Source organism: Arthrobacter sp. H41 (assembly GCF_000520535.1).
Lineage (GTDB): Bacteria > Actinomycetota > Actinomycetes > Actinomycetales > Micrococcaceae > Arthrobacter_D.
Map to the genome: position 1 here is coordinate 26131 of NZ_KI914795.1, position 21301 is coordinate 47431.

At 64.4% G+C, this 21301-nt stretch carries 17 protein-coding genes and 1 tRNA gene; 4 read left to right on the forward strand and 14 right to left on the reverse strand.

The window, feature by feature from the left end:
- The 7 genes from Y705_RS18765 to Y705_RS0109485 form a co-directional block, all read right to left on the reverse strand.
- Positions 1 to 994: protein kinase domain-containing protein (locus Y705_RS18765; protein ID WP_155850004.1), on the reverse strand; the 994-nt coding region annotated here is incomplete at its 3' end.
- 22 nt (positions 995 to 1016) lie between these two features.
- Positions 1017 to 2855 (reverse strand): protein kinase domain-containing protein, encoded by a 1839-nt coding sequence (locus Y705_RS18770; RefSeq protein ID WP_081737945.1) that lies wholly within the window; start codon positions 2853 to 2855, stop codon positions 1017 to 1019.
- The gene (locus Y705_RS0109465) at positions 2852 to 4294 is read right to left on the reverse strand and encodes a peptidoglycan D,D-transpeptidase FtsI family protein (protein ID WP_026532686.1); all 1443 of its coding nucleotides are present in this window, start codon (positions 4292 to 4294) and stop codon (positions 2852 to 2854) included. The genes Y705_RS18770 and Y705_RS0109465 overlap by 4 nt, the downstream gene beginning before the upstream one ends.
- Positions 4291 to 5709 (reverse strand): FtsW/RodA/SpoVE family cell cycle protein, encoded by a 1419-nt coding sequence (locus Y705_RS0109470; RefSeq protein WP_026532687.1) that lies wholly within the window; start codon positions 5707 to 5709, stop codon positions 4291 to 4293. Before Y705_RS0109470 ends, Y705_RS0109465 begins: the two co-directional genes overlap by 4 nt.
- Positions 5706 to 7274: a PP2C family protein-serine/threonine phosphatase gene (locus tag Y705_RS0109475; protein ID WP_049822545.1), complete on the reverse strand. Its 1569-nt coding sequence runs from the start codon at positions 7272 to 7274 to the stop codon at positions 5706 to 5708. The genes Y705_RS0109470 and Y705_RS0109475 overlap by 4 nt, the downstream gene beginning before the upstream one ends.
- A 2-nt stretch (positions 7275 to 7276) precedes the next feature.
- Positions 7277 to 7765, reverse strand: a complete 489-nt coding sequence (locus tag Y705_RS0109480; RefSeq protein ID WP_026532689.1) for an FHA domain-containing protein FhaB/FipA — start codon at positions 7763 to 7765, stop codon at positions 7277 to 7279.
- Entirely contained in the window at positions 7762 to 8496 is a 735-nt protein-coding gene (locus tag Y705_RS0109485) for an FhaA domain-containing protein (RefSeq protein ID WP_026532690.1), read from the reverse strand. Before Y705_RS0109485 ends, Y705_RS0109480 begins: the two co-directional genes overlap by 4 nt.
- A gap of 346 nt (positions 8497 to 8842) precedes the next feature.
- Here Y705_RS0109485 and Y705_RS0109490 point away from each other — a divergent pair.
- Positions 8843 to 8925 (forward strand) — tRNA-Leu (locus tag Y705_RS0109490).
- Positions 8926 to 9009: 84 nt separating this feature from the next.
- Here the strand turns inward: Y705_RS0109490 and Y705_RS0109495 are convergent.
- The 4 genes from Y705_RS0109495 to Y705_RS0109510 all read right to left on the reverse strand — a co-directional run bounded on the left by Y705_RS0109495 (position 9010) and on the right by Y705_RS0109510 (position 15269).
- Entirely contained in the window at positions 9010 to 12435 is a 3426-nt protein-coding gene (locus tag Y705_RS0109495; protein WP_026532691.1) for an error-prone DNA polymerase, read from the reverse strand.
- Positions 12436 to 12452: 17 nt separating this feature from the next.
- Positions 12453 to 14048: a DNA polymerase Y family protein gene (locus Y705_RS0109500; protein WP_026532692.1), complete on the reverse strand. Its 1596-nt coding sequence runs from the start codon at positions 14046 to 14048 to the stop codon at positions 12453 to 12455.
- Positions 14045 to 14707, reverse strand: coding sequence for a hypothetical protein (locus Y705_RS18775; protein WP_049822549.1), 663 nt, complete (start codon positions 14705 to 14707; stop codon positions 14045 to 14047). Before Y705_RS18775 ends, Y705_RS0109500 begins: the two co-directional genes overlap by 4 nt.
- Positions 14708 to 14876: 169 nt before the next feature.
- Entirely contained in the window at positions 14877 to 15269 is a 393-nt protein-coding gene (locus tag Y705_RS0109510; protein ID WP_049822546.1) for a DUF5997 family protein, read from the reverse strand.
- Between the two features lie 56 nt (positions 15270 to 15325).
- Here Y705_RS0109510 and Y705_RS18780 point away from each other — a divergent pair, with 56 nt between their 5' ends.
- Complete coding sequence (locus Y705_RS18780) at positions 15326 to 16060, forward strand: LysR family transcriptional regulator substrate-binding protein (RefSeq protein WP_155850001.1); 735 nt, start codon at positions 15326 to 15328, stop codon at positions 16058 to 16060.
- Positions 16061 to 16141: 81 nt separating this feature from the next.
- Here the strand turns inward: Y705_RS18780 and Y705_RS0109520 are convergent, their stop codons facing one another.
- Both Y705_RS0109520 and Y705_RS0109525 read right to left on the reverse strand, forming a co-directional pair.
- Complete coding sequence (locus Y705_RS0109520; protein WP_026532694.1) at positions 16142 to 17542, reverse strand: GntP family permease; 1401 nt, start codon at positions 17540 to 17542, stop codon at positions 16142 to 16144.
- 56 nt (positions 17543 to 17598) lie between these two features.
- Positions 17599 to 18117 carry a gluconokinase gene (locus Y705_RS0109525; RefSeq protein ID WP_026532695.1) on the reverse strand — a complete coding sequence of 173 codons (519 nt, stop codon included), beginning with the start codon at positions 18115 to 18117 and terminating at the stop codon, positions 17599 to 17601.
- Positions 18118 to 18270: 153 nt separating this feature from the next.
- Here Y705_RS0109525 and Y705_RS0109530 point away from each other — a divergent pair, with 153 nt between their 5' ends.
- Positions 18271 to 18990 carry a FadR/GntR family transcriptional regulator gene (locus Y705_RS0109530; protein ID WP_081737947.1) on the forward strand — a complete coding sequence of 240 codons (720 nt, stop codon included), beginning with the start codon at positions 18271 to 18273 and terminating at the stop codon, positions 18988 to 18990.
- A gap of 29 nt (positions 18991 to 19019) precedes the next feature.
- Here Y705_RS0109530 and Y705_RS0109535 read toward each other — a convergent pair whose 3' ends face one another.
- Positions 19020 to 19460 carry a hypothetical protein gene (locus Y705_RS0109535; protein WP_026532697.1) on the reverse strand — a complete coding sequence of 147 codons (441 nt, stop codon included), beginning with the start codon at positions 19458 to 19460 and terminating at the stop codon, positions 19020 to 19022.
- A gap of 241 nt (positions 19461 to 19701) precedes the next feature.
- Here Y705_RS0109535 and istA point away from each other — a divergent pair, with 241 nt between their 5' ends.
- Positions 19702 to 21291, forward strand: a complete 1590-nt coding sequence (gene istA, locus Y705_RS0109540) for an IS21 family transposase (RefSeq protein ID WP_026532698.1) — start codon at positions 19702 to 19704, stop codon at positions 21289 to 21291.
- The last annotated feature ends 10 nt before the right edge of the window (positions 21292 to 21301 follow it).

The window sequence follows — 21301 nt, forward strand, 5'->3', positions numbered from 1 at the left end:
CTCCCGCCGAAGGAACCGCGGCAATGGAACGGGTACGGGCGCCGTCGTCCGAGTTCCGGGAGATCGGTGCCGGCGCAGTCCGGACCGCCGGCTGAAGAATCGTCATCGCCTGTGTGCGCTGACCGGACTCAGGGGCCAGGAGGATGCCGCGGCCGGCAGCTTCGAGAGCAGCGCGGAACGAAGCCGCATCCTGGAAGCGCTCCTGGCGATCCTTCGTGAGGGCCCTTTTGAGCACGGAGTCCAGTGCGGGAGTAACTGCTGGATTCACTGAGCTGGCGGCCTTGGGTTCCTCGCGAACGTGCTGGTAGGCGACCGAGACGGGACTGTCCCCGAGAAAGGGAGGCCTGCCGGTCAACAATTCATACAGCAGGCATCCTGCGGAATAGAGGTCGCTGCGGGCATCGACCGTCTCGCCGCGGGCTTGCTCGGGCGAAAGGTACTGCGCAGTGCCGATCACCGCCTGGGTCTGGGTCATGGTGGCAGCTGAATCGGCGATCGCACGGGCGATGCCGAAGTCCATGACCTTGACTCCCCCGTCGGGCGTGATCATCACGTTGGCTGGCTTGATATCGCGGTGGACGATGCCTGCGCGGTGGCTGTACTCGAGTGCCGACAACACGCCGGACAGGTGCTCGAGCGCTTCCTCCTGGGAAAGATCCCCCGCTCGAACGATGTCGCGAAGGGTATGCCCCGCGACGAACTCCATCACGATGAACGGAACTTTCACCTCGTGTTCCGGCCGGTCAGGTACTTCCTCCTCACCGGTGTCGTACACGGCGACGATGGTGGGGCAGTTGAGGCCTGCGACGGCCTGCGCTTCGCGTCGGAAGCATGACTGGAAAAGCGGATCGCGGGCGAGATCCTTCCGCAGGATCTTGATCGCCACTGCCCGTCCAAGACGGAGATCACGGCCGAGGTGGACGTCGGCCATGCCACCCCTGCCGATGAGCTCGCGGACCTCGTAGCGGCCGTTGAGAATCCGCTCAGTACTCATGCGGCATCACCGTCGGTACCGGTCATGATCCCTGGGATGAGGCGGACGGCGGTGGGGCGGTGGGTACAAGCGCGGGCGCCGGTGCGGAGCCGGCGGTGGGTGATGCCGAAGTCGGTTCGGTCTCCGCGGTGGGCTCGGGCTCCTGGGGAGGCGCGGGAGGCTCGGGCGCTGTGGTTACCGGGGGCCCGGAAGACACCGTGTAGGCAACCCGCGCACCGGGAGGAACGGTCGCTCCCTCCTGGGGATTCAGGCTGATCACGGTTCCTGCCGGAGCTGACGAGACCTGCGTCCCTCCGTTCACCGGCACCAGCCCGGCCCCGGTGAGGCGCTGCTGCACTGTCGCCTCACTCTGGTTGACGAGGCCGCCGGGGACGGTGACCTGTTCGGGACCATCCGAATAGGTCACGGTGATGGTGTCGCCCGGGCTGAGGGTCCCCACGGGGTCGAGGTTCAGGACGATGCCCACGTCCTCGCTGCTGCTGACCGGAACACGCGATACCGCAAGACCGAGCCTACCCAGTTCAGCGGCCACCTCGTCGACCGGCCGCCCGCGGAATTCCGATACGGAGATGATGATCTCCTCCTCCTCGGGGGTGGTCTCTTCCTCGGACGGTGATGGGGAGGAAGAATCCGGTGGGGAGCTCGGCGGCGGCGAACTGGTTGGTGACGACGGGGTTGAACTCGTTGTCGCAGCCGGTGCCGGGTCCGTCCCGTCCCCCGCCAGCAGAGGGCCGATGACCAGGGCGGCAATGGCCAGCAGAGCCAGCATGAGCAGCACGATGAGCGGGATCAGCCAGGGGCTCCGACGGCGTTCGACCTCATCGGGAGGCTCCGTGCGGTCGAGGTCTTCCTCCGACCAGTTGCGTGACGCGGCGATGGCTCCGGCTGCAGCGGGAGCTGCGACAGTCGGCAGCGCGGAAGTCGACGGGGCAGGTACTGCGCGGGTTGCCGCGGTGTCCTGGCGGGGAACGGCTGCGGTGGCGGCTCCCGACGAGCCGCCGAAGAGCAGCATGCCGGGCACAGCAGCCTCGGCCGCCTTCGTGTTGCCGGCGCGGATGGCATCCACCGCGCGGGCCAGTGCTTCGGCATTCTCGGGGCGGTCGGCCGGATCCTTCGCCAGCATCGAGGCGATCAGGGCGCGTACCGGCAATGGTATCGATTCCGGTAGCGGCGGCGGTGCATCGTTGACCTGTGCAAGCGCGATCGCTATCTGGGACTCTCCGGAGAATGGGCGTCGGCCGGCGAGCAGTTCATAACCGATCACACCGAGCGCGTAGATATCGCTCGACCCGGTGGCGGGCTGCCCGGTGGCCTGCTCGGGTGCAAGGTACTGGGCTGTACCCATGACCTGTCCCGTTGCGGTCAGCGGAACCTGATCGGCGAGGCGGGCGATGCCGAAGTCGGTGATCTTCACGCGGTTGTTCGGCATCACGAGGATGTTTCCCGGCTTCACATCCCGGTGGACGAGCCCCTGGCGGTGGGCGACGGCCAGGGCGGTGGCCGTCTGCCCGACGATCGAGAGGGTACGGTCCGGTGAGAGCACCTGCTCCTTCTCGATCACCGCTGAGAGTGGCTGCCCTGGAACCAACTCCATCACCAGATAGGCTGATCCGCCCTCTTCGCCGTAGTCGAAGACATTGGCGATACCCTCATGGCTCAGGAGCGCCGTATGGCGTGCTTCAGCCCGGAACCGGTTGAGGAAGGCAGGGTCACCGGAGTATTCCTCTTTGAGGATCTTGATGGCGACCACACGGCCGAGCACCTGGTCACGGGCTTTCCAGACCTCACCCATGCCACCGATGGCAATGCGGTCAGTCAGCTGAAACCTGCCGCCGAGGGTGATTCCGGATGTAGGCCTCACTGGTTGAGCACCGCCTCTATGATTCTTTTTGCACTGGGACTTGTCAGTTGGCCTCCGGTGGCGATGTCCACGTTTTCCATCACGATGGACACCGCAACCTGCGGATCGTCGGCAGGAGCGAAGCCGGTGAACCATGCGTTGTCGCCGGTTTCGGTGAGCTCCGCCGTACCGGTTTTACCGGCGACTTCCACCCCGGGAACCTGCGCGCCGCGGGCTGTTCCATTCTCCACCACGTTGACCATCCACTCGGTCAGCTGGTCGGCGGTGTCGCGGCTGACAGGGTCGCTGAAAACCTCGGGCTGGGGAGAGTCGAGCAGTTCGAGATCCGGGGCGCGGACCGCCTTGATGAGGTTGGGTTTCATCAGCACGCCGTCGTTGGCGATCGCTGCGCTCACCATTGCCATCTGCAGGGGCGTCACCTTGACGTCGTACTGGCCGATGGCTGAGTAGGCGAGCAGCGCCTGGTCGAGTTCGTCAGGGAAGGAGCTGGCAACCACGCGGGTTGGGATGTAGAACTCCTCACCGAAACCGAAAGCCTGGGCCTGCTCCTGGATGCGCTCCTGACCGAGTTCCCAGGCGATCTGTGCGAACGGAGTATTACAGGACTGCTCGAGCGCGAATTCGAGATCTGCTGTATTCCTTGAGGCGCAGTTGCCGTTCACGTAGTTCGGCAGTGTCTCGGACGATCCGGGAAGCTCGAGGGAAGCGGGGTTCGGAATCTCGGAGTCCTCGTCGAACAACCCGGAGTCGAGGGCCGCTGCGGCGACGATCAGTTTGAAGACGGAGCCCGGGGCGATGAGCGATTCCGTGGCCGGATTCGTATAGATCGACAGACCCGGAACTTCCGACAATTCGGCTACATTCTGGATGACGACGCTGGTGTCGTGGCCGGCAATGAGGTTGGGGTCGTAGGAAGGCTTCGACGCCATGGCAAGGATGTTGCCGGTATTCGGCTCCGTCACAACGATTGTGCCCTTCTGACCGTCCGGAATCAGGTCGAAGGCAAGTTGCTGGAGCTGGGGGTCGATCGTCAGCTCGATGGAGGCGCCCGCGACCTGGTCGCCGGAGAACAGGCGGACGAGACGGTCATAGAACAGTTCGTTGCTCGTCCCGGAAAGCAATTCCGACTCAGCTTTTTCCAGTTGCGTGGACCCGTTGACCAGCGAGTAGTAGCCAGTGAGGTGTGCATAAAGGTTGGGCTGGTTGTACACCCGCTGATAGTTGAACTGGTCATCCGATGGCACCGACTCCGCAACGGCCCGGCCGTCGACCAGGATCGCGCCGCGCGGCTGTCCGAACTCCTGGTAGAGCTGCCGGTTGTTCCAGTCGTTGGTGCTCAACGCTTCGGCCTGGAAGAACTGCACGTAGGTCAGCGAACCGAGGATCAGCGTGAACATCCCGATCGCTACCATCCAGGATCGGCGGATTGCCTGGTTCATCGGGCGGCCTCCGTAGGGTTTCCGGGGGTGGGTCTACCGTTCAGGCCTATGGCGTCGGGGAAGGAACTCGTCAGGGGACCGCTTGGGGCCGGACGGCGCGCCGTTTCGGAGATCAGCAGGAGAAGAGCCACGATCAGCCAGTTGGCGAGCAGCGACGAACCACCGGCGGACATGAACGGGGTGGTGAGGCCGGTCAGCGGGATCAATCTGGTGATGCCTCCGATGACGACGAAACACTGCAGCGCGATGGTGAAGGAGAGTCCACAGGCGAGTAGTTTGCCGAAGCCGTCCTTCGTACCCAGGGCTGCGCGGAATCCGCGGGACACGAGCAAAACGTAGAGCATGACGATGGCGCTGATGCCGATCAGTCCCAGTTCCTCACCGAGGGCGGCGATGATCATATCGCTGTTGGCGTAGGTGACGAGGTCCGGCCGTCCCTGGCCGAAGCCGGTCCCCACGAGCCCGCCGCTGGCGAGCCCGAACAGACCCTGCACCACCTGGCCGCTGCCTCCGGGGTTCCGGTTGTAGACCTCGGGGTCGAATGCGTTGATCCAGCTGTCGAAGCGCAGAGCCACATGGCTGAACAACTGCAGGGCGACATAACCGCCCACTCCGATCAGTGCCAAGCCGATCAGCACCCAGCTCACCCTGCTGGTCGCAACGTAGATCATGGCCATGAAGAGGCCGAAGAAGAGGATGGAGGAACCGAGGTCCCGCTGGAAGATCAGGACGCCGATACTGACGAACCAGGCGGCGATCATCGGCGCGAGGTCCTGGAACCGCGGCAGCTGCAGTGGGCCGATCTTCTTGCCCGCCAAAAGGATGAGGTCGCGGTTCGTCGAAAGATATCCGGCGAAGAAGATGGCCAGCGTGATCTTGGCGACCTCACCCGGCTGGAACGTGCCGATGCCCACGGAGATCCAGATCCGTGCGCCGTTGATCTCGAGCCCAAGGGGGGTGAGGGGCAACAGGAGAAGGACGGCACTGACGATCAGGGAGATGTAGGTGAAGCGCCGGAGGATCCGATGGTCCTTGAGGAAGACCAGCAGCACGGCTGCAGCGCTGATCGCCACACCGGTCCAGAGCAGTTGCTGGGGGGCGACAGGGGTGAAGGTCGCCTCGTCGATGCGTGTGAGGTCCAGCCGGTGAATCATGGCCAGACCGATGCCGTTGAGGGCCAGGACGATCGGAAGTATTACCGGGTCTGCATATTTGGCCCGCACCCTCAGGATGATGTGGATCAGCAGGCCCATTCCCACGAAGGTGGCGGCCTGGGTCCAGAAGTAGGAGTTGAACTGCTCTTCCCGGTCCAGCCCGGCAATGTAGTTCGCCCCGATCGCAACGGTCAAAGCGACAAGCAGCAGGAGGGCTTCCACGTTCCTGCGGGATTTCGGGACAGTCATCACATCGCTCATCGTGAGCCTCCGTCACACGTTATCTGCGGCTGCGCCTCACCGGAGGAGCGATCCCCGGCAGGATCGCTGGTGCCCGGCGCAGGGGTCGCGTCTCCCCCGGGGCCGGGCGAAGGGGTTGATGGTTCTGTGGTCGCGGTATCCGTTGTGACAGGGGCAGGAGTGGAAGTACCCTCACCGGGGCTGCAGGGAACTGCCCTGAGCTCGCTGCGAAGATCCTCCACAATTCGCTCGGCTTCCTGCAGGTCGCTCGCCGGGAGGGTGTTCACCAGGCGGGACCTCTGGTATTCGGGCAGGTTCGACACCGGAATATCCGTCACCTCGTAGACTTCGCTGAGGCGGAAAGGGCCCACGCTCTGGGGGACGCCACTGTAGATGGCGACCTTGTTCTCGGATTCGGCCACGTAGTAGCGGGTCTGGGTCCAGGTGTACCCGAAACCGACGACGGCAACCAGGATCAGCGCCGTCAGGCCGAGGAACGCAGGCATCAGCCAGCGGCGTTTCGTCGGTGGAAGGTCCTGGTCATCCGTCGCTTCTCCTTCGGCTGATGTTTCTCCGCCGTGGGTCAGCATCATGGCAGCCCGGCGCTCGCTGGAGCGCTGCGTCACGATCGGAATCTGACCGGTCTCGGTGGCAAGGGCGGCCGATCCGACGAGGACGTGCGGACGGGTCAGCAGGTCCTCTCGGATGATGTCGGCGCGGATGGCGGCGCCGAGGAGCTCACCGTCCGTGACGGCCGGCGAATCATCACCGCCTTTCGAAACGGGTGCGGGGCTTTGCTCGCGTTCTCCCGCTGCTTCCCGGGCAGGGGGGATGACGGCGGGAGGCAACACCTCGTCGTCGTCGGCCTCCGTCACCTCCACGATCGCCACTGTGATGTTGTCGGGAGAGCCGCCTGCGAGGGTCAGCTCCACGAGCGCGTTGACGCATTGCCGCAGGTCCGCCGTCTCCCGGAAGACCTGTTCGACGATGTGCTCGCTGAGCACGGCATTCAATCCGTCCGAACACAGCAGCCACCGTTCGCCCGGGGTGACATCGAAGGATTCGAGATCGAGTTCCGGGCTCGCGTCGACATCCCCGAGCACACGCATGAGGACGTTCTTGTGCGGATGGACCTCCGCTTCCTCGGGCCTGAGCCTGCCTTCGTCGATGAGCCGCTGCACGAAGGTATGGTCCCTGGTGATCTGCTGGAAGACGCCGTCCTTGAGACGGTAGGCACGTGAATCACCGATGTGCGCGAGTTCGAGCCGGTCTCCGTCGAGGAGCAGCGCGGTGACGGTGGTGCCCATGCCGGCGAGCTGTGTATTGGTGCTGACGAGCTCCGACAAGAGGGAGTTGGCCGTCTGGATCTCATCCGCAAGGTGTGTACCGGCATTCCCCGCATGGTCGGCCCGGTCGAGGTGAACGAGGTCGAGGACTGTGGAGGCCGAGGCGACGTTGCCGCCCGCATGCCCGCCCATGCCATCCGCCACGACCGCCAGATAGCGTCCGGCGTAGGCTGAATCATCGTTCTTCGAGCGCACCATGCCGACATCCGAGCGCGCCGCAAACCGTAGAACAAGAGCCATGGCTATGGCCTCAATTCAATGACCGTCTTACCGATCCGGATGGGTACGCCTGGCTCGACGGGCAGCGCCCGGGTGAGCTGGGATCCTGCAAGGAAGGTGCCGTTGGTCGATCCCAGGTCCTCGACGAACCAGCGGCTCCCCTGGGGGAACAGCCGGGCGTGCCTGCCTGATGCGTAATCGTCCTCGAGGACGAGCGTTGCTTCCTGGGCGCGTCCCAGGAGGATGGGGCTGGAGGTCAGGTCGAGGGTGGTGCCGGCGAGGGGACCTTCGGTCACCACCAGCTGGTGCGCCTGAATTCGTGGGGGAGGTGTCTCCTGGAGCAGTTCCGGATTCTTGCGCGCCTCGCGGGCCGTGGGTGTGCCGGTTTTGTTGCGCTGTCCGACGACGAGGTCACGCCGGAGCGCGCTGACCGTGCTGAGGACGAGGATCCATAGCAGCACCAGGAAGCCGTAGCGCAGCAGTGTGACGGTCAATTCGCCTGCTTCACTCATGCCTGTTCGCCACCGACCGGAAGGGAGACGAGCCGAAACGTCAGACGTGTGCGCCCCATGGTGATGACCGATCCGTCGGTCAGTTCCGCCTGGCCCTGGACGCGTTGCCCGTTGACGTAGCTACCGTTCGTGGAGCCGAGGTCGACGGCGAACACTCCGCCGTTCGAGGTGCGGATCTCGAGATGGCGTCGGGAGACACCGGTGTCATCCACGAGGATGTCCGCGTCGGAGGACCGGCCGAGAACGATCGACGCCGCGTTGATCGAATAGCGCTGCCCATCCAGTTCGAGCACGGGCTGATAGCGGGTGGGCTGCCGTTTGGGCGCGGAGGGTGCATTGGCGGCGGGTGGTCGGCGTCCGCCTTTCTCCATGCTGGAGTCGAGCTCGAGCACGCCTGTCTTGAGGTCGGGATCGTGGGCGAAGGAGACCTGCACTGGGCCCTGGAGGGTGTACTGCTGGCTGGTGACATGGCGGATCACGACGTCGCACAGCTCCTCGGCGAGGGCTGAGCCCCACCGCTGGGCGTTCGCGAAATCCGCATCGGACAAACGGGCGGTGAAGACATTCGGGGCAAGGGTGCGGCCCTGGGCAAGGACCATGGATCGATTGTCCAGTTCCTTTCGGAGTGCACTGGCGATCTCCACCGGCTGCACTTCTGCCCGGGAACCGGTCGAGAAGACGCCCCGGACCATTTTTTCCAAACCGCGTTCAACGTTGTCGAGTATGCCCATTTTCGCCTCCTTGACCTTCTTCGGGTTGTTCGTAAGTGCTGCGGAACCTGCTCGAATTTCTTTCCGGATTATTCGCCGGATTATCAGCCTGAGACCCTGCCTGAGGCAGTGTCCAGCCGGGCACGTCCACCCCGATACTACTTGGGTGCTCTGGGAATGGCGTTAACTGCGGCTGCCCAGGCATCACTTTGCGCTAACGATCGGGGGCCGATTCCCGGTGCGCGAGGCATCCAGTGCCGTGGCCGGAAGCAGCCCGTTTAGGTATTTTCTCACCGGCTCCGTTATGCTTGTTTCTGCTGTTCACAAGCTGATCGGAGTTGTCCGTCAGGTTTGGAATCTTGAAATTGCGCGAGTGGCGGAACGGCAGACGCGCTGGCTTCAGGTGCCAGTATCCGAAAGGGTGTGGGGGTTCAAATCCCCCCTCGCGCACATGATATCGAGACGAAGGGCTCCCGGTTCCGGGGGCCCTTCGCCGTTGGGGAGCCGTCTCTTCCCGGGGCGGAGAGCGGCGCTTCATCGGAAGTCCCGCGACTTCGTCGTTGCCTGAAGCTGCAGCACCTCGAACCGGTCCGCTACGAGGTTCACCACTCCCTCGGATGACCGTTCTAGGATGCCCCGAACAATCACGCTGCTGGCTTCCCGTGCCACGCGGCGGTACCGCTGCCACACGCCCACCGAGCAGATCACGTTCACCAGTCCGGTTTCATCCTCCAGGTTCAGGAAGGTAATACCACTGGCCGTGGCAGGGCGCTGGCGGTGGGTCACCACCCCGCCGGTTTCCACGCGCCGGCCGGATTCCGCCATGCGCAGATCTGCCGCACTGAGCGCACCCCGGCGCTTCAGTCGGGCCCGCGCGTGGCGTACCGGGTGGTCGTCAGGAGTGATTCCCGTGGACCATAGATCCGAACCCACCTTGTCGAGGTCGGAGAGTTCGGGCATGAGCGGGGGCTGGATATAGACGGCGGTGCCCTTGATCTGGCCTTCCCGCTCGGTGGAGGCGGGGCCCGCATTCCACAGTGCGGCACGTCTCGACAAGCCCATGGAGTCGAAGGCTCCGGCGGCAGCGAGTGCTTCAAGCTGCGCCGAAGTGAGCCCGGTACGCCGTACGAGGTCCCTCATGTCCTCGAAGGGGCCGTTTCGGGTCCGTTCAGCCACGATCTTCTCCGCGACCTTCTTCCCGATGGACTGCACGCTGTCCAGCCCCAGCCGCACCGCGTAATTGCCGTCACGGCGGTGGGCGGTGGAATCGAAGGGGACGCTTCGGTCGAACGGACCGACGGGCGGCTGATGCTCCTGTACACAGCAGTCCCTTCCTGTGGTCCGCGATCGGAGGTCCTCGCCGGGGACGAAGCCTTCAAGCGGTTCAAGGTCAGCGGAGACTCCGGAGTGCAGAATGTCGGGTCGCAGCACCTCCGCTCCATGTCGCCGTGCATCAGCAACGAGTGTCTGCGGTGAATAGAATCCCATGGGTTGGGCCCGTAACAGCGAGGCGAGGAAGGCTCCGGGATAGTGGAGCCTCAGCCAGGCACTCACATAGACCAGCAGGGCGAAACTGATGGAGTGGCTTTCGGCGAAGCCGAAGTTGGCGAACGCATGGATCTTGTTGTAGATCGCGTCCGCCACGTCTCCGGTGATGCCGTTCGACGCCATGCCCTCGTAGAGCTTGGCACGCAGCGAATCAATCCTTTCCTCCCCCCGCTTCGATCCCATGGCCCGGCGGAGCAGGTCGGCATCGGCTCCCGTGCAGCCTCCCACCACCATGGCCATCTGCATCAGCTGTTCCTGGAACAGGGGGACACCCAGCGTGCGTTCGAGCACCGGTTCGAGGTCCGGGTGGATATAGAGCACCTCTTCCTCGCCCATCTTGCGTTTGATATAGGGGTGGACGGCGCCGCCCTGGATGGGACCCGGGCGCACGAGCGCCACTTCGATCACGAGGTCGTAGAACCGGCGCGGCTGCAGGCGGGGGAGCATTCCCATCTGGGCTCGGCTCTCCACCTGGAACACCCCCACTGAATCGGCGAAGCACAGCATGTCGTAGACGCCCTGCTCCTCCTTGGGGATACTGTGCAGCGCCCACTGCTCACCGAAGTGCTTTGCCACGAGATCGAAGTTGTACTGGATGGCTGCAAGGATGCCGAGTCCGAGAAGATCGAATTTCACCAGGCCCATCCAGGCGCAGTCATCCTTGTCCCATTGAAGGACGGTCCGCCCCTCCATCCGCCCATGCTCAATGGGGCATACTTCACCGACAGGGCGGTCCGTCAGCACCATCCCCCCTGAGTGGATTCCGAGGTGCCGCGGAAACCTCAGGACCTCCCGGGCAAGTCCGACCACCGAATCCGGGATGTCATGATCAGTACTCGACACCAGTCCTCCCCAGCGTTCCACCTGTTTCGACCAGGCGTCCTGCTGGCCGGGGCTGTGTCCCAACGCCTTGGCCATGTCGCGAACAGCAAATTTGGGACGGTAGGTGATGACGTTGGCAACCTGTGCCGCGTTGAACCTCCCGTACTTCCGGTAGACATACTGGATGACTTCCTCCCGGCGGTCGGAGTCGAAGTCCACATCGATGTCGGGCTCTTCGTCGCGCAGGCTGGACAGGAACCGCTCGAACGGGAGCTCGTACTTGATCGAATCCACAGCGGTGATTTCCAGGAGATAGCAGACGGCGGAGTTCGCCGCCGAGCCGCGTCCCTGGCACAGGATGCCGTTACGGCGGGCGTAGTGCACCAGGTCATGGACAATCAGGAAGTATCCGGGAAAGTTCTTGCTTTCAATGACGTCCAGTTCTCGTTCTATCCGCTTCCGGACATCGAGACGGCCGCCGTACAGTTTGTCCGCACCCTCCCGGACAAGGTGCCGGAGGTAGCTCATCTGGGTGTGGCCCTCGGGCAACTCGATGTTCGGCAGGCCGGGTTTGACGCTACGCAGGCGGAAAGCGAGGTCATCCGCAAGGTCCACAGTCCGCTCCACGGCTCCTGGATAGGCCCCGAACCGAAGGGCCATCTCGGCTCCGCTGCGCAGGTGAGCCGCGCCTGCTGCCGGAAGCCAGCCATTCATCTGGTCGAGGCTCCTACGCGCACGGACGGCAGCCAGGGCGGTTGCGAGCCGGTGCTGGCCGGGAACGGCATAGTGCACATTGTTCGTCGCGATGACGGGTAGTTTCAGCCGCGCGCCCAGAGCGCCCAGTGCATCATTGTGCGCGGTGTCCAAGGGGTTGCCCTGATCGAAGAGCTCAACAGCCACGGAGTCCCTGCCGAAAAGGTCGAGGAGGCGGACGATTTCCCGCTCTGCGGCCCGGTCACCCCCGGAAATCAGGGCTTTCCGAACGGCTCCCTTCCGGCAGCCGGTGAGGATCATCCACTGGCCGTCAGCATGCCCGGCGAGATTTTCCAGGGAGTAGCGGGGTTTCCCCTTTTCCGCCCCTTCCGCCAGCTGTGCTGCGGTGATGGCGCCGGCAAGACGATGGTAGCCGGCCGATCCGCGGGCAAGCACCAGTAAATGGCTGCCCTCCGGATCCGGCTCGCCGTTCTGGGGTTTCGACAGTTCGAGGGAAAGCTCGGTGCCGTAGACGGTCGAAAGGTCGGGGTGTTTTTCGGCGGCTTCAGCCAGGTGCACCGCGCCGTACAGGCCATCATGGTCCGTCAGCGCGAGGCCTCGTAGCTTCAGCCGGTGCGCTTCCTCCACCAGTTGCTCCGGACTGGCTGCGCCGTCGAGGAAGCTGAAGTTCGAGTGGACATGGAGTTCCGCGTAGGGCGTCACCCGCCCCTCCGGAGCAGGAGCGTCTTCCGGAGGGGCGGCATAGGGCTGGCGTTTCCTCGACCAGGCGGGGCTGTCGCCGCCGTCGGCCCCTAGGGGAGGCTCCCCCGGGCGCGTCCTGTCGGACAGGTTCCGCTCGAAGTCGGACCAGGGGACGGGCGGATTGCTCCAGGCCACCGTGATCCCTCCTTTCCTTAGTCGTAGCTGGCCTCGGAAAACCACTCGTGGTTCTCGAGGAGCAGGAGCCAGGCGGAACCCGATGTATCCACCAGCTGGAAGCGGTTGAGCATTCGTCCCCGGGGATCCCACCAGCGCTCGTTGATGGGCCAGGGGCCGGCCCAGGAATGCACCGGCCACCGCTGGCTGATGCGGCCCACTCCGAAAAAAGCCGGAGCTGCGCTCATCAACCCCCTCGGATCGACGCCGACGGGGTTTCCCCGTAGATCAACGACGACGGCCGGAACCGGCGCTGCGAAGACCGTGGCCGGCACCGGACCGGGAAGCTGCCCGGGCCAGGGCCGGGTCTTGTCCTGGGCCGCAGGCGATTCCCCCCACGGGATGTAGACCCTGCGGTCCGCGAGAAGCCGTCCGCCGGCAATCACCGCCGTCAGCACGGCCCCATGGCCCAGCATGCTCTGCACGCGTGCCAGCCCGTGGTGGATGCTTTCGTCGGGACCGGTTCCCCACAGTCCGTCGGCATGGTCGCCGAGGTCCTCGACGAGGTCGGGAACAATCTGCACATGGGTGATGCCGGAGGTCAGTCCATGGTCGGCGGCGTTGCTTCCCTGCAGCTGCCAGCGCACCCTGTCCACGACGTCGTCGGCGTCGAACCAGCGTGGGTGCTGCCACAAGCGCTCGGATACCTCGCCGGACTCGGTATGCAGTGCCACCTTCACCGCTGTGCACACCAGGCCGGCCTGCCTCAGCCCGGCCACAAAACGTTCGGCTGTCATCCGGAAGGCGAAGGCCAGTTGGTCGATGCGCACCAGTGGCGGCTCGAAGTGGGCCGTGGCATCCAGCTGGGGAGGAGGTGTGCGGGCCGCCACGCTGGAATAATCGAATCCGCTGGCCTGCCGGTGGGCCAGTGCACCCTCAACACCGAACCGGTTGCGCACATCAGCAGCACTCAGTGCCGCGAAATTCCCGAGGGACCGAACGCCCAGACGCTTCAGCAGCACCGCCAGCCGGGGCTGTTCGAGGACGTCGAGGGGAAATGTACTGAGGAACCAGGGGGATCCTCCGGGGGGGATGATGCAGAGCGGCTCGGCCAGTGGATCCTCAAGTGCCTCCGTTGCCTTGGCGGCCTGCTCCGCGGCGAAAGGACCGTCGGCAATGCCGATCCGGACGTCGGTCAGGCCAATGGCAGCGAGTGTCTGGAACAGAATGGAAGCAGCATTCTCCTCACCGCCGTAATAGCGGGATGGTCCCTTGATCTGGATGGCGCACAGCCCCGGGCGAAGGACCTGCACTCCCGGCATGAGGGTTTCCACTGCCGTGATGACGGGCTCGAAGCTGCGGGTGTCCAGCGACGGATCGTAGGCCAGGACGGTGAGGCCGGAACACCGGGCCTGCGCTTCCCGAAGGCGCAGGCCCCGCCGTACGCCGTCCTGCCGGGCCGTGGGTGAACAGGCGAAGACCTCGCCCCTGTCCACCAGGGCAAGAGCGGCATGAACATCGAGGGAGTGCTCGCGGATGGCCGCCGTAATGGGCCAATCAGGGCACCACAGCATCAGGGTGCGGGTAGCGGTACGGGCGTCGGGAAGCCCGGATGCAGCTGTTCCGGTGCTCATGAGGACTTCCGGGCCGGCTGGAAAAGGGTGGTGGCGTCATCGGAAGCCTGCCAGGGGCCGCGCTGCAGTTCGGCGAGGCCCACATACGTATGACGCAGCCTGCCGGCGGGATTGGTGGCGGTGATCTTCATCCTGCGCGCCTGGAGATGACCGGTTCCTGCTCCCAGTCCCTCCCATGCGCTCTCGGCGATGCTCAGCGTTGAATCGCACTGCTGCCAGTTGCCCAGGGTGATCAATGCGGTTCCGCGCTGCCGAAGCCGGGATCTGAGCCGCGCTGTATCCGAGGGGGCGAGGTGGACGGGTGCGCGGGTCAGCACCACGGAGACCACGTCCACCAGCGCTGCCGTCACAGTGAGCCACTGGGCGCCCGGATCAGGAACCAGGATGAGCCGCTCCAGGTTGATTCCGAACCCCTCGGCGGCCTCCACGCTGAATTCGGGCAGTCCCACGACGCTGCACCAGGCGCCCGTTGCCGACGGGCCGGCAAGGAGTGCCATGGCCAGCGTGGTGGAGTTCCGTACCGCGTAGGACCCGCCGGACTGCAGGCCTCCTCCGGGGAGGATTTTGGCCAGCGCGGGAACAGTGGGAAGCCTCCGCGAGTCCAGCCGGCTGGACTGCATCTGGTTGATGCGCGATTGCAGATCAGGGAGGGAATTCATCCCCGGCTGCAGTGCCGTCGATTCCACACCCGAAAGCCCAGGGCTGGAAGGCTCCTTCCGTCCGAGCGCCCCTGCAGCTGATGGTGTCACTCGTCAATATTCGAATACGTGTTCTATTAAGTCAATCGACACACCGGGCTTGCGGAATGGGCGTCGATGCGTCCGAGCGTCAGTCGCCCTGCTCCTGGCGCTGGAGGTCGCGCTCCCTGACCCGTTCTGCTTCGGCGCGGACCGAGGCCTGCGTGGACCGCTCGGCAACGAGCCAGGCAGGAGGTGCCTGCAGGAGCGCGGTGATGTCCTCGGTGGTCAGGGGATCGGTGATTCCTCCGCGGGCCAGTCCGCCGATCGATATTCCGAGTTTCTGTGCCACGACGGGCCGAGGGTGGGGACCTGTCCGCCGCAGTTCGGCAAGCCATTCCGGTGGCGTCTGCTGCAGTTCGTTGAACTCGGCCCGTGTCAGCTCACGGTCCTGGAATTCCTGGGGGGCCGCGGGAAGGTAAATCCCCAGTTTCTTCGCCGCGGTAGCGGGTTTCAGTGTCTGTGGTGTTTTTGCAGGGGTCATCTCCCCAGCTTAACCGGCCCGGCGCAGGCGGATGTTCCGTGCGTTAGTGTGAACCTGTGCCCGAGCTCCAGCCCCGATCCCTGTCCGTGGGATTCGTTGCAGGCGTGACGCCGGGCAAGTGGGTGGCCCGGTGGCGTGAGCGGCACCCCGGCGTGGAGCTCCAGCTTCACTCCTACGACGACGACGCCGCCCTCCCGGCGTTGAAAGCCGCCGGAATCGACGTCCTTTTTGTACGGCTGCCCATTGAGCGATCAGGGCTGCACGTCATTCCCCTGTATGAGGAACAGGCAGTGGTCGTCATGTCCAGGGAGAACGAGCTCTCCCTTTACGAGGAAGTTCCCCTGACCGAGCTCGAGGCCGAGAATCGGCTCGGCATCGAGGAATGCGGCGGGCCGAAAGCGGCGGTGGAGGTGGCAGTATCCGGAGCCGGTGTCGTGGTCCTGCCGATGTCCCTCGCGCGGCTGCACATGCGGAAGGACGCCGTCCACCGCCCGGTCCCGGAGTTGCCCGGTACCGTAATCGGCATCGCGTGGCGCGAGGGCGATGAGTCGCACGACGTCGAGGAGTTCATCGGTATTGTGCGGGGCCGGACCGAGCGGAGTTCGCGCCAGCCGTCGGCCCAGGAACCGGGCGAGGCAAAGCGGAGTGCCTCACAGAAGGCTGCGGACAAAAAAGCCGGGGCCCGGGGTGCCGGCGGGAAAAGTGGCGGTTCGAAGAACTCCAGCGTCAGGCCTGTGCAGGGGAAGCCGAAGAAAGCGTCGCCGCCCAGCCGGCGGGGCCGTCGTCGTTGACTGTCGTCACCTCGGGGGCCGCATCGGTCCCGGTGTTGGCGGGACTGATGCGGCCGTTGGAGGGTGTTGGACGCGGGGCGGTCAGCCCAGCGAAGCCAGCGCGAAGACTGCAGCCGCGATAGCGAACCCCATGACACCGATCGCCGTTTCCATGACCGTCCAGGTCTTCAGCGTGGTCTTGACATCCATGCCGAGGAAGCGGCCCACGAGCCAGAAGCCCGAATCGTTGACGTGGCTGACCACCACGGAGCCACCGGCGACCGCGACAACGAGGGCCGCAAGCTGCAGGCCGTTGTAGTCCCCCGCTGCAATTGCCGGCGAGATAAGGCCCGCGGCCGTGGTGAGAGCAACAGTGGCCGAACCCTGGGCGATGCGCAGGATCGCAGCGATGAGGAAGCCGGCAAGAATGATGGGGATCCCGAGGTCTCCGAGGACTCCCTCGAGGGCATCGCCGATCCCACTCGTCCGCAGCACCCCGCCGAACATGCCGCCGGCCCCCGTGATGAGGATGACCGAACAGACCGGTCCGAGCGCTGATTCAAGGGTGTTCTCGAGGACCGTCTTATCCACTCCGCGGCGTCGGCCCAGGACGTAGGATGCGACAAGGAGCGAGATCAGCAGGGCAACCGGTGTTTCCCCCAGTGCGCGCAGGAGCTGGAACCACCCCTGCTCGGCAAAGTCTTCGCTGACGGCTCCCGACCGGGAAACGGTGTTCAGGCCGGTATTGAGGAAGATCAGCGCCAGCGGGAGGAGCAGGATTCCCACGACCGTGCCGAATCTGGGGGGATTTGCCTCGTTCTGGGGATCAGCGGTTCCCAGCAGTTCAGGAATGGGAAGCACGAACTTCTTTCCTGCCCACTTCCCGTAGAGGTAGGCCGTGACGTACCAGGTGGGGATGGCTGCCACCAGGCCGACCATGATGACGAGGCCCACATTCGCGCCGAAGAACTCCGAAGCGGCGACCGGGCCCGGGTGGGGCGGAACGAAGATATGCATGACGGAGAATGCACCGGCCGCTGGAAGTCCGTAGAGAAGGACTCCACCACCCAGTCGGCGGGCCACAGAGAAGACCACGGGAAGCATGACCACAAGCCCCGCGTCGAAGAAGATCGGAAAGCCGAAAATCAGTGACGCGACGCCGAGCGCGAAGGGCGCGCGTTTCTCGCCGAACACCCGGATGAGGTAGTCGGCAAGAACCCGGGCGCCGCCGCTGGTTTCGACGAGCCGACCGAGCATTGCCCCGAGGCCCACGAGAAGTGCGACGGCGGCCAGCGTGGATCCGAAGCCACCCAGGAGGACTGTCACTATCTGATCGGTGGGAATGCCCGTGGCGAACGCAGTGGCGAGGCTGACGAGGATCAGTGAGACAAACGCATGGATGCGCAGCTTGATGATCAGGAACAGCAGCACCAGGATGGCTGCTGCGGCGATGAGGAGGAGCGGCCCGGCGCTGAGGCTCTGGGTCCATCCTTCAATGGTCATGAATATTCTCCGTTGAGATAGGTGGTGTCTGCAGGGATGTAGTGGTCGACGCAGGCTCAGGGCACGTTGATCCCGAGCCGTTCGAGGATGGAGCGGACAACTTCGGGGGGTGTTCCGCTGTTGATGATCTTGATGCCTGCCTCGTCCGCCTGAAGCGGTTCGAGGGTGCTGAGCTGCGAGGGAAACAGGGATTGCGGCATGAAGTGCCCGCTGCGGGTCTTCATCCGCTCGAGGATGAGGTCGACGTCCCCTTCGAGGTGAACGAAGCGCACGCTGCCGGAGGCTTCCGACAGCACGTCCCGGTAGCTTCTCCTCAGCGCGGAGCAGGTGATGACCGTACTTTCACCGTCGGAGGCCTTGGCCGTCATCCAGTTGCGCATGACGTCGAGCCAGGGCCAGCGGTCCTCGTCGGTCAGTGCCGTTCCGGCGGTCATCTTGCTGATGTTCGCTACGGGATGGAATTCATCCGCCTCAGCGAAGGTCCAGCCAAGTTTTTCGGCAAGCAGGGTCGCTATTGTCGTTTTGCCTGACCCGGAGATGCCCATGACGATCAGGTGCTGCGGTTGCGTTCCCATGCTGACTCCCTTGTCATTGCTCGTACTGATGCCCTGATCCACGGTAGGACATCAGTAAAGGTATCACCTTTGGTTGGTAAAGGTACTACCTTTTTATGTTGCTTCGGCGGCCCTATTGTTAGTTCGGCAACGGTGGTCTGGGAAAGGAACAGCATGATGGCGCAGTCGGTAAAACCGCACAGCCCTGTGGAACCGGCAGAGGTCTTCTACAGCCGCATTCTCGACGCGGTGGGACGCGACATCATCAACGGCACCCTGCCGCAGGGTTCCCGCCTGACCATCGACGACCTTCAGCAGCAGTTCGGAGTCTCCCGTACTGTGGTGCGCGACTGCATGAGGATCCTTGAATCGATGAACCTCGTCCTCCCGAAGCGTCGGGTCGGCATCGTGGTCCAGGCCCGGGAGCGCTGGAACGTCTACGACGCACGGGTCATCCGCTGGCGCCTCAGCGGGCCGGGGCGGGTGGACCAGTTCCGCAGCCTGACGCAGCTCCGGTGTGCCGTGGAGCCGGCCGCTGCCCTGGCCGCTGCGGGTAATGCCACCCCGGGGGAGCGTGCGCGGGTGGTTGAACTCGCGGCACAGCTCCGTTCGTTGGGCGAGAGTGGCAAGCTGGATGAATTCCTCGAAGTGGACATCGAATTCCATGCACTCGTCCTCAAGGCAAGCGGCAATGAGATGTTCTCAGCCCTTACCGAGGTGGTGGCCGAGGTACTCTCCGGACGTACGAGGCATGGCCTCATGCCGCAGAATCCCAGGGAACACGCGCTCGCACGCCATGAGGAAGTGGCGGCGGCCATCAGCAATGGAGACGGCCGGGCTGCTGAATTCTGCATGACCTCCTTGCTGGCCGAAGTCCGCCAGGCCATTCCCTGAGAGCTGGGTGCGCCGACCACCGGTTGCACTCAGTCCAGAAGGTGCCCCAGCGTTCCTGTTCCGAGGTAGGGCTGTGAGGCAAGGAAGCCCAGCTGCTGCACGGAAGGGGCGGAGTGCGTCCGGGCCAGAACCAGATAAAGCTGGACGGCGTCGAATCCGGAAAAGCCGTAACGGTTTCCGGCGTCCGGTAGGTGATGCAGGGCATTCTCCCGAATGGGCACCGCCCGGTATTCGAAGGCGCTGCCGGGGAAGAATGCCCCGCGGATCAGGTGTTCCGCACGCTCGGCAAGGTGTTCTCCTGCCGAACGGAGCACCGACTCCGAAGGGCCGCAGAAGAACAACTCCGGCAATCCCTGGTCGGTACGGCCGGTGGTATGGCAGCAGCGGACACCCGACGGGGTTTCTGACAGGTGGAGGGCCGGTGCTTCCGGAATGCGCCTGTGGAATGGGCGGAAAATGAGGTCTGTCATGGAATCTCCCGGTCATCGATGCCTAGGAGATTCACGATGCCAGCCGACTCTGACATTTCCGCCAAAGTGCATGTGAATGATCAAGCGCATCGACTGTTGGCGAGTAGCGCTTGATGGTAGCGCGAATCTGGACAGTTGGTAGCACGATTCCGGGGGCATGGTAGCGCTGGGAGTGCGGGGCTGCTCTGCTGTGAGATGACGACACAAGAGGTGTTGTCGTTTCATTTTGGAGGGCGGGTTCATGGCGGATTATCGGAAGATCTTGGTGCTGTTGCTGGAGGGGCGCAGTTACCGCGAGGTTGTAGAGATCGCGGGGTGTTCGCACCGCGATGTGGCACGGGTTCGGCAGGAAGTCCAGGAGCGGGGTCTGACCTCGGCGGTCGCGGTCAGCGACACTGAGCTCGCGCAGTGGTTCCCGGACGGGCGGCGGAAAGTGTCGGAAGAGTACGACCAGCCCGACCTGTCGCGGGTGTTGGCGTCGATGAAACAGAACCGGCACTTCACTTTGCTGTTGGCCTGGCGTCGATACGTCGACACCAAAGACACGGGGAAGAAGTATGGGTATTCGCAGTTCTGCGCACTGTTCACCGACTACCTCCGCACCCACGATCTGGTGGCGGTGCTGCGCCACGAGCCGGGCCGGGCGATGCTGGTGGACTGGGCCGGCGACACAATGGACGTCGTCGACACGATTACCGGCGAGGTGATCCGGGCGGTGCTGTTCGTCGCGGTGTTGCCGTTCTCGGGCGCGATGTTCTGCCGCGCGTATGCGGATATGAAGTCCCCGGCCTGGCTCGACGCCCACGTGCAGTCGTTCGCGTTCTTCGGTGGCGTGGCGCAGATCGTCGTGCCAGACAATCCGACGACCTCGACTCACCAGACTCACAAGGGCGACGCGGAGCGGGTAGTGAACGCGCGTTATCAGCAGCTCGCCGACCACTATCAGACCGCGATCGTCCCGGCACGGGTGAAGAAACCTCGCGATAAGGCGGCGGCCGAAAACGCGGTCAACCTGGTGAACAAACGCGTCATCGGCTATCTCGACGACGACGTGTTCACGACCCTCAGCGAGCTGAACGAGGCGATCGAGGAGCGGGTCAGGGAGATCAACCATGATATCCGCCGCGCCGACGACACGACCCGGTGGGAGAGGTTTCAAACCGAGGAAGCCGCCTTCCTCGGCCCGCTGCCTGACGCCGGGTTCGAGGACGTCGAGTGGAAGGAACTGAAGGCGGCCCGCAACTACCACGTCACCGCGGACACGCAACGGTATTCCGTGCCGTTTGCGTTGGCGGGCCGGTTGCTGCGGGTGAGGCTGACATCGTCCCGGGTGAGCGTCTTTGACGGGCACGAGAGCATCTGCGAACACCCCCGACTGACGGGCCGCAAAGGGCAATACTCGACGTTGCCCGAACACGTCCCGCCGCAACATCGCAACATCGACGGGTTGTGGTCCCGGAGTTGGTTCACCGACCGGGCCCGCAGCGTCGGGCCGGCAACAGTGCAAATCATCGAGCAGATCCTCGACGGGCAAGTGATCGAGGCGCAGGGCTATTTGACCTGCCAGAACATCCTCGACGGGCTCGGCAAAAACAACCGGGAACGGCTGGAGGCGGCCTGCCAGGAACTCGTGAACCGCCGCGCCCATCCGACCTATACGACCCTGAAGCGCCTGATGGCGGCAATCGACAGCGATGCGAAAAAGCCTCGGCCGGTGGTCCCGGCGGCCTCGACACGCAAACCCGTCAGCACCGTCGTTTTCCGAGACACCATCCCGAACGTTTACGTTCGCGACGCCTCCCACTACGCACGCGACGAGGAGGGAAAGTGATGTTCACCAG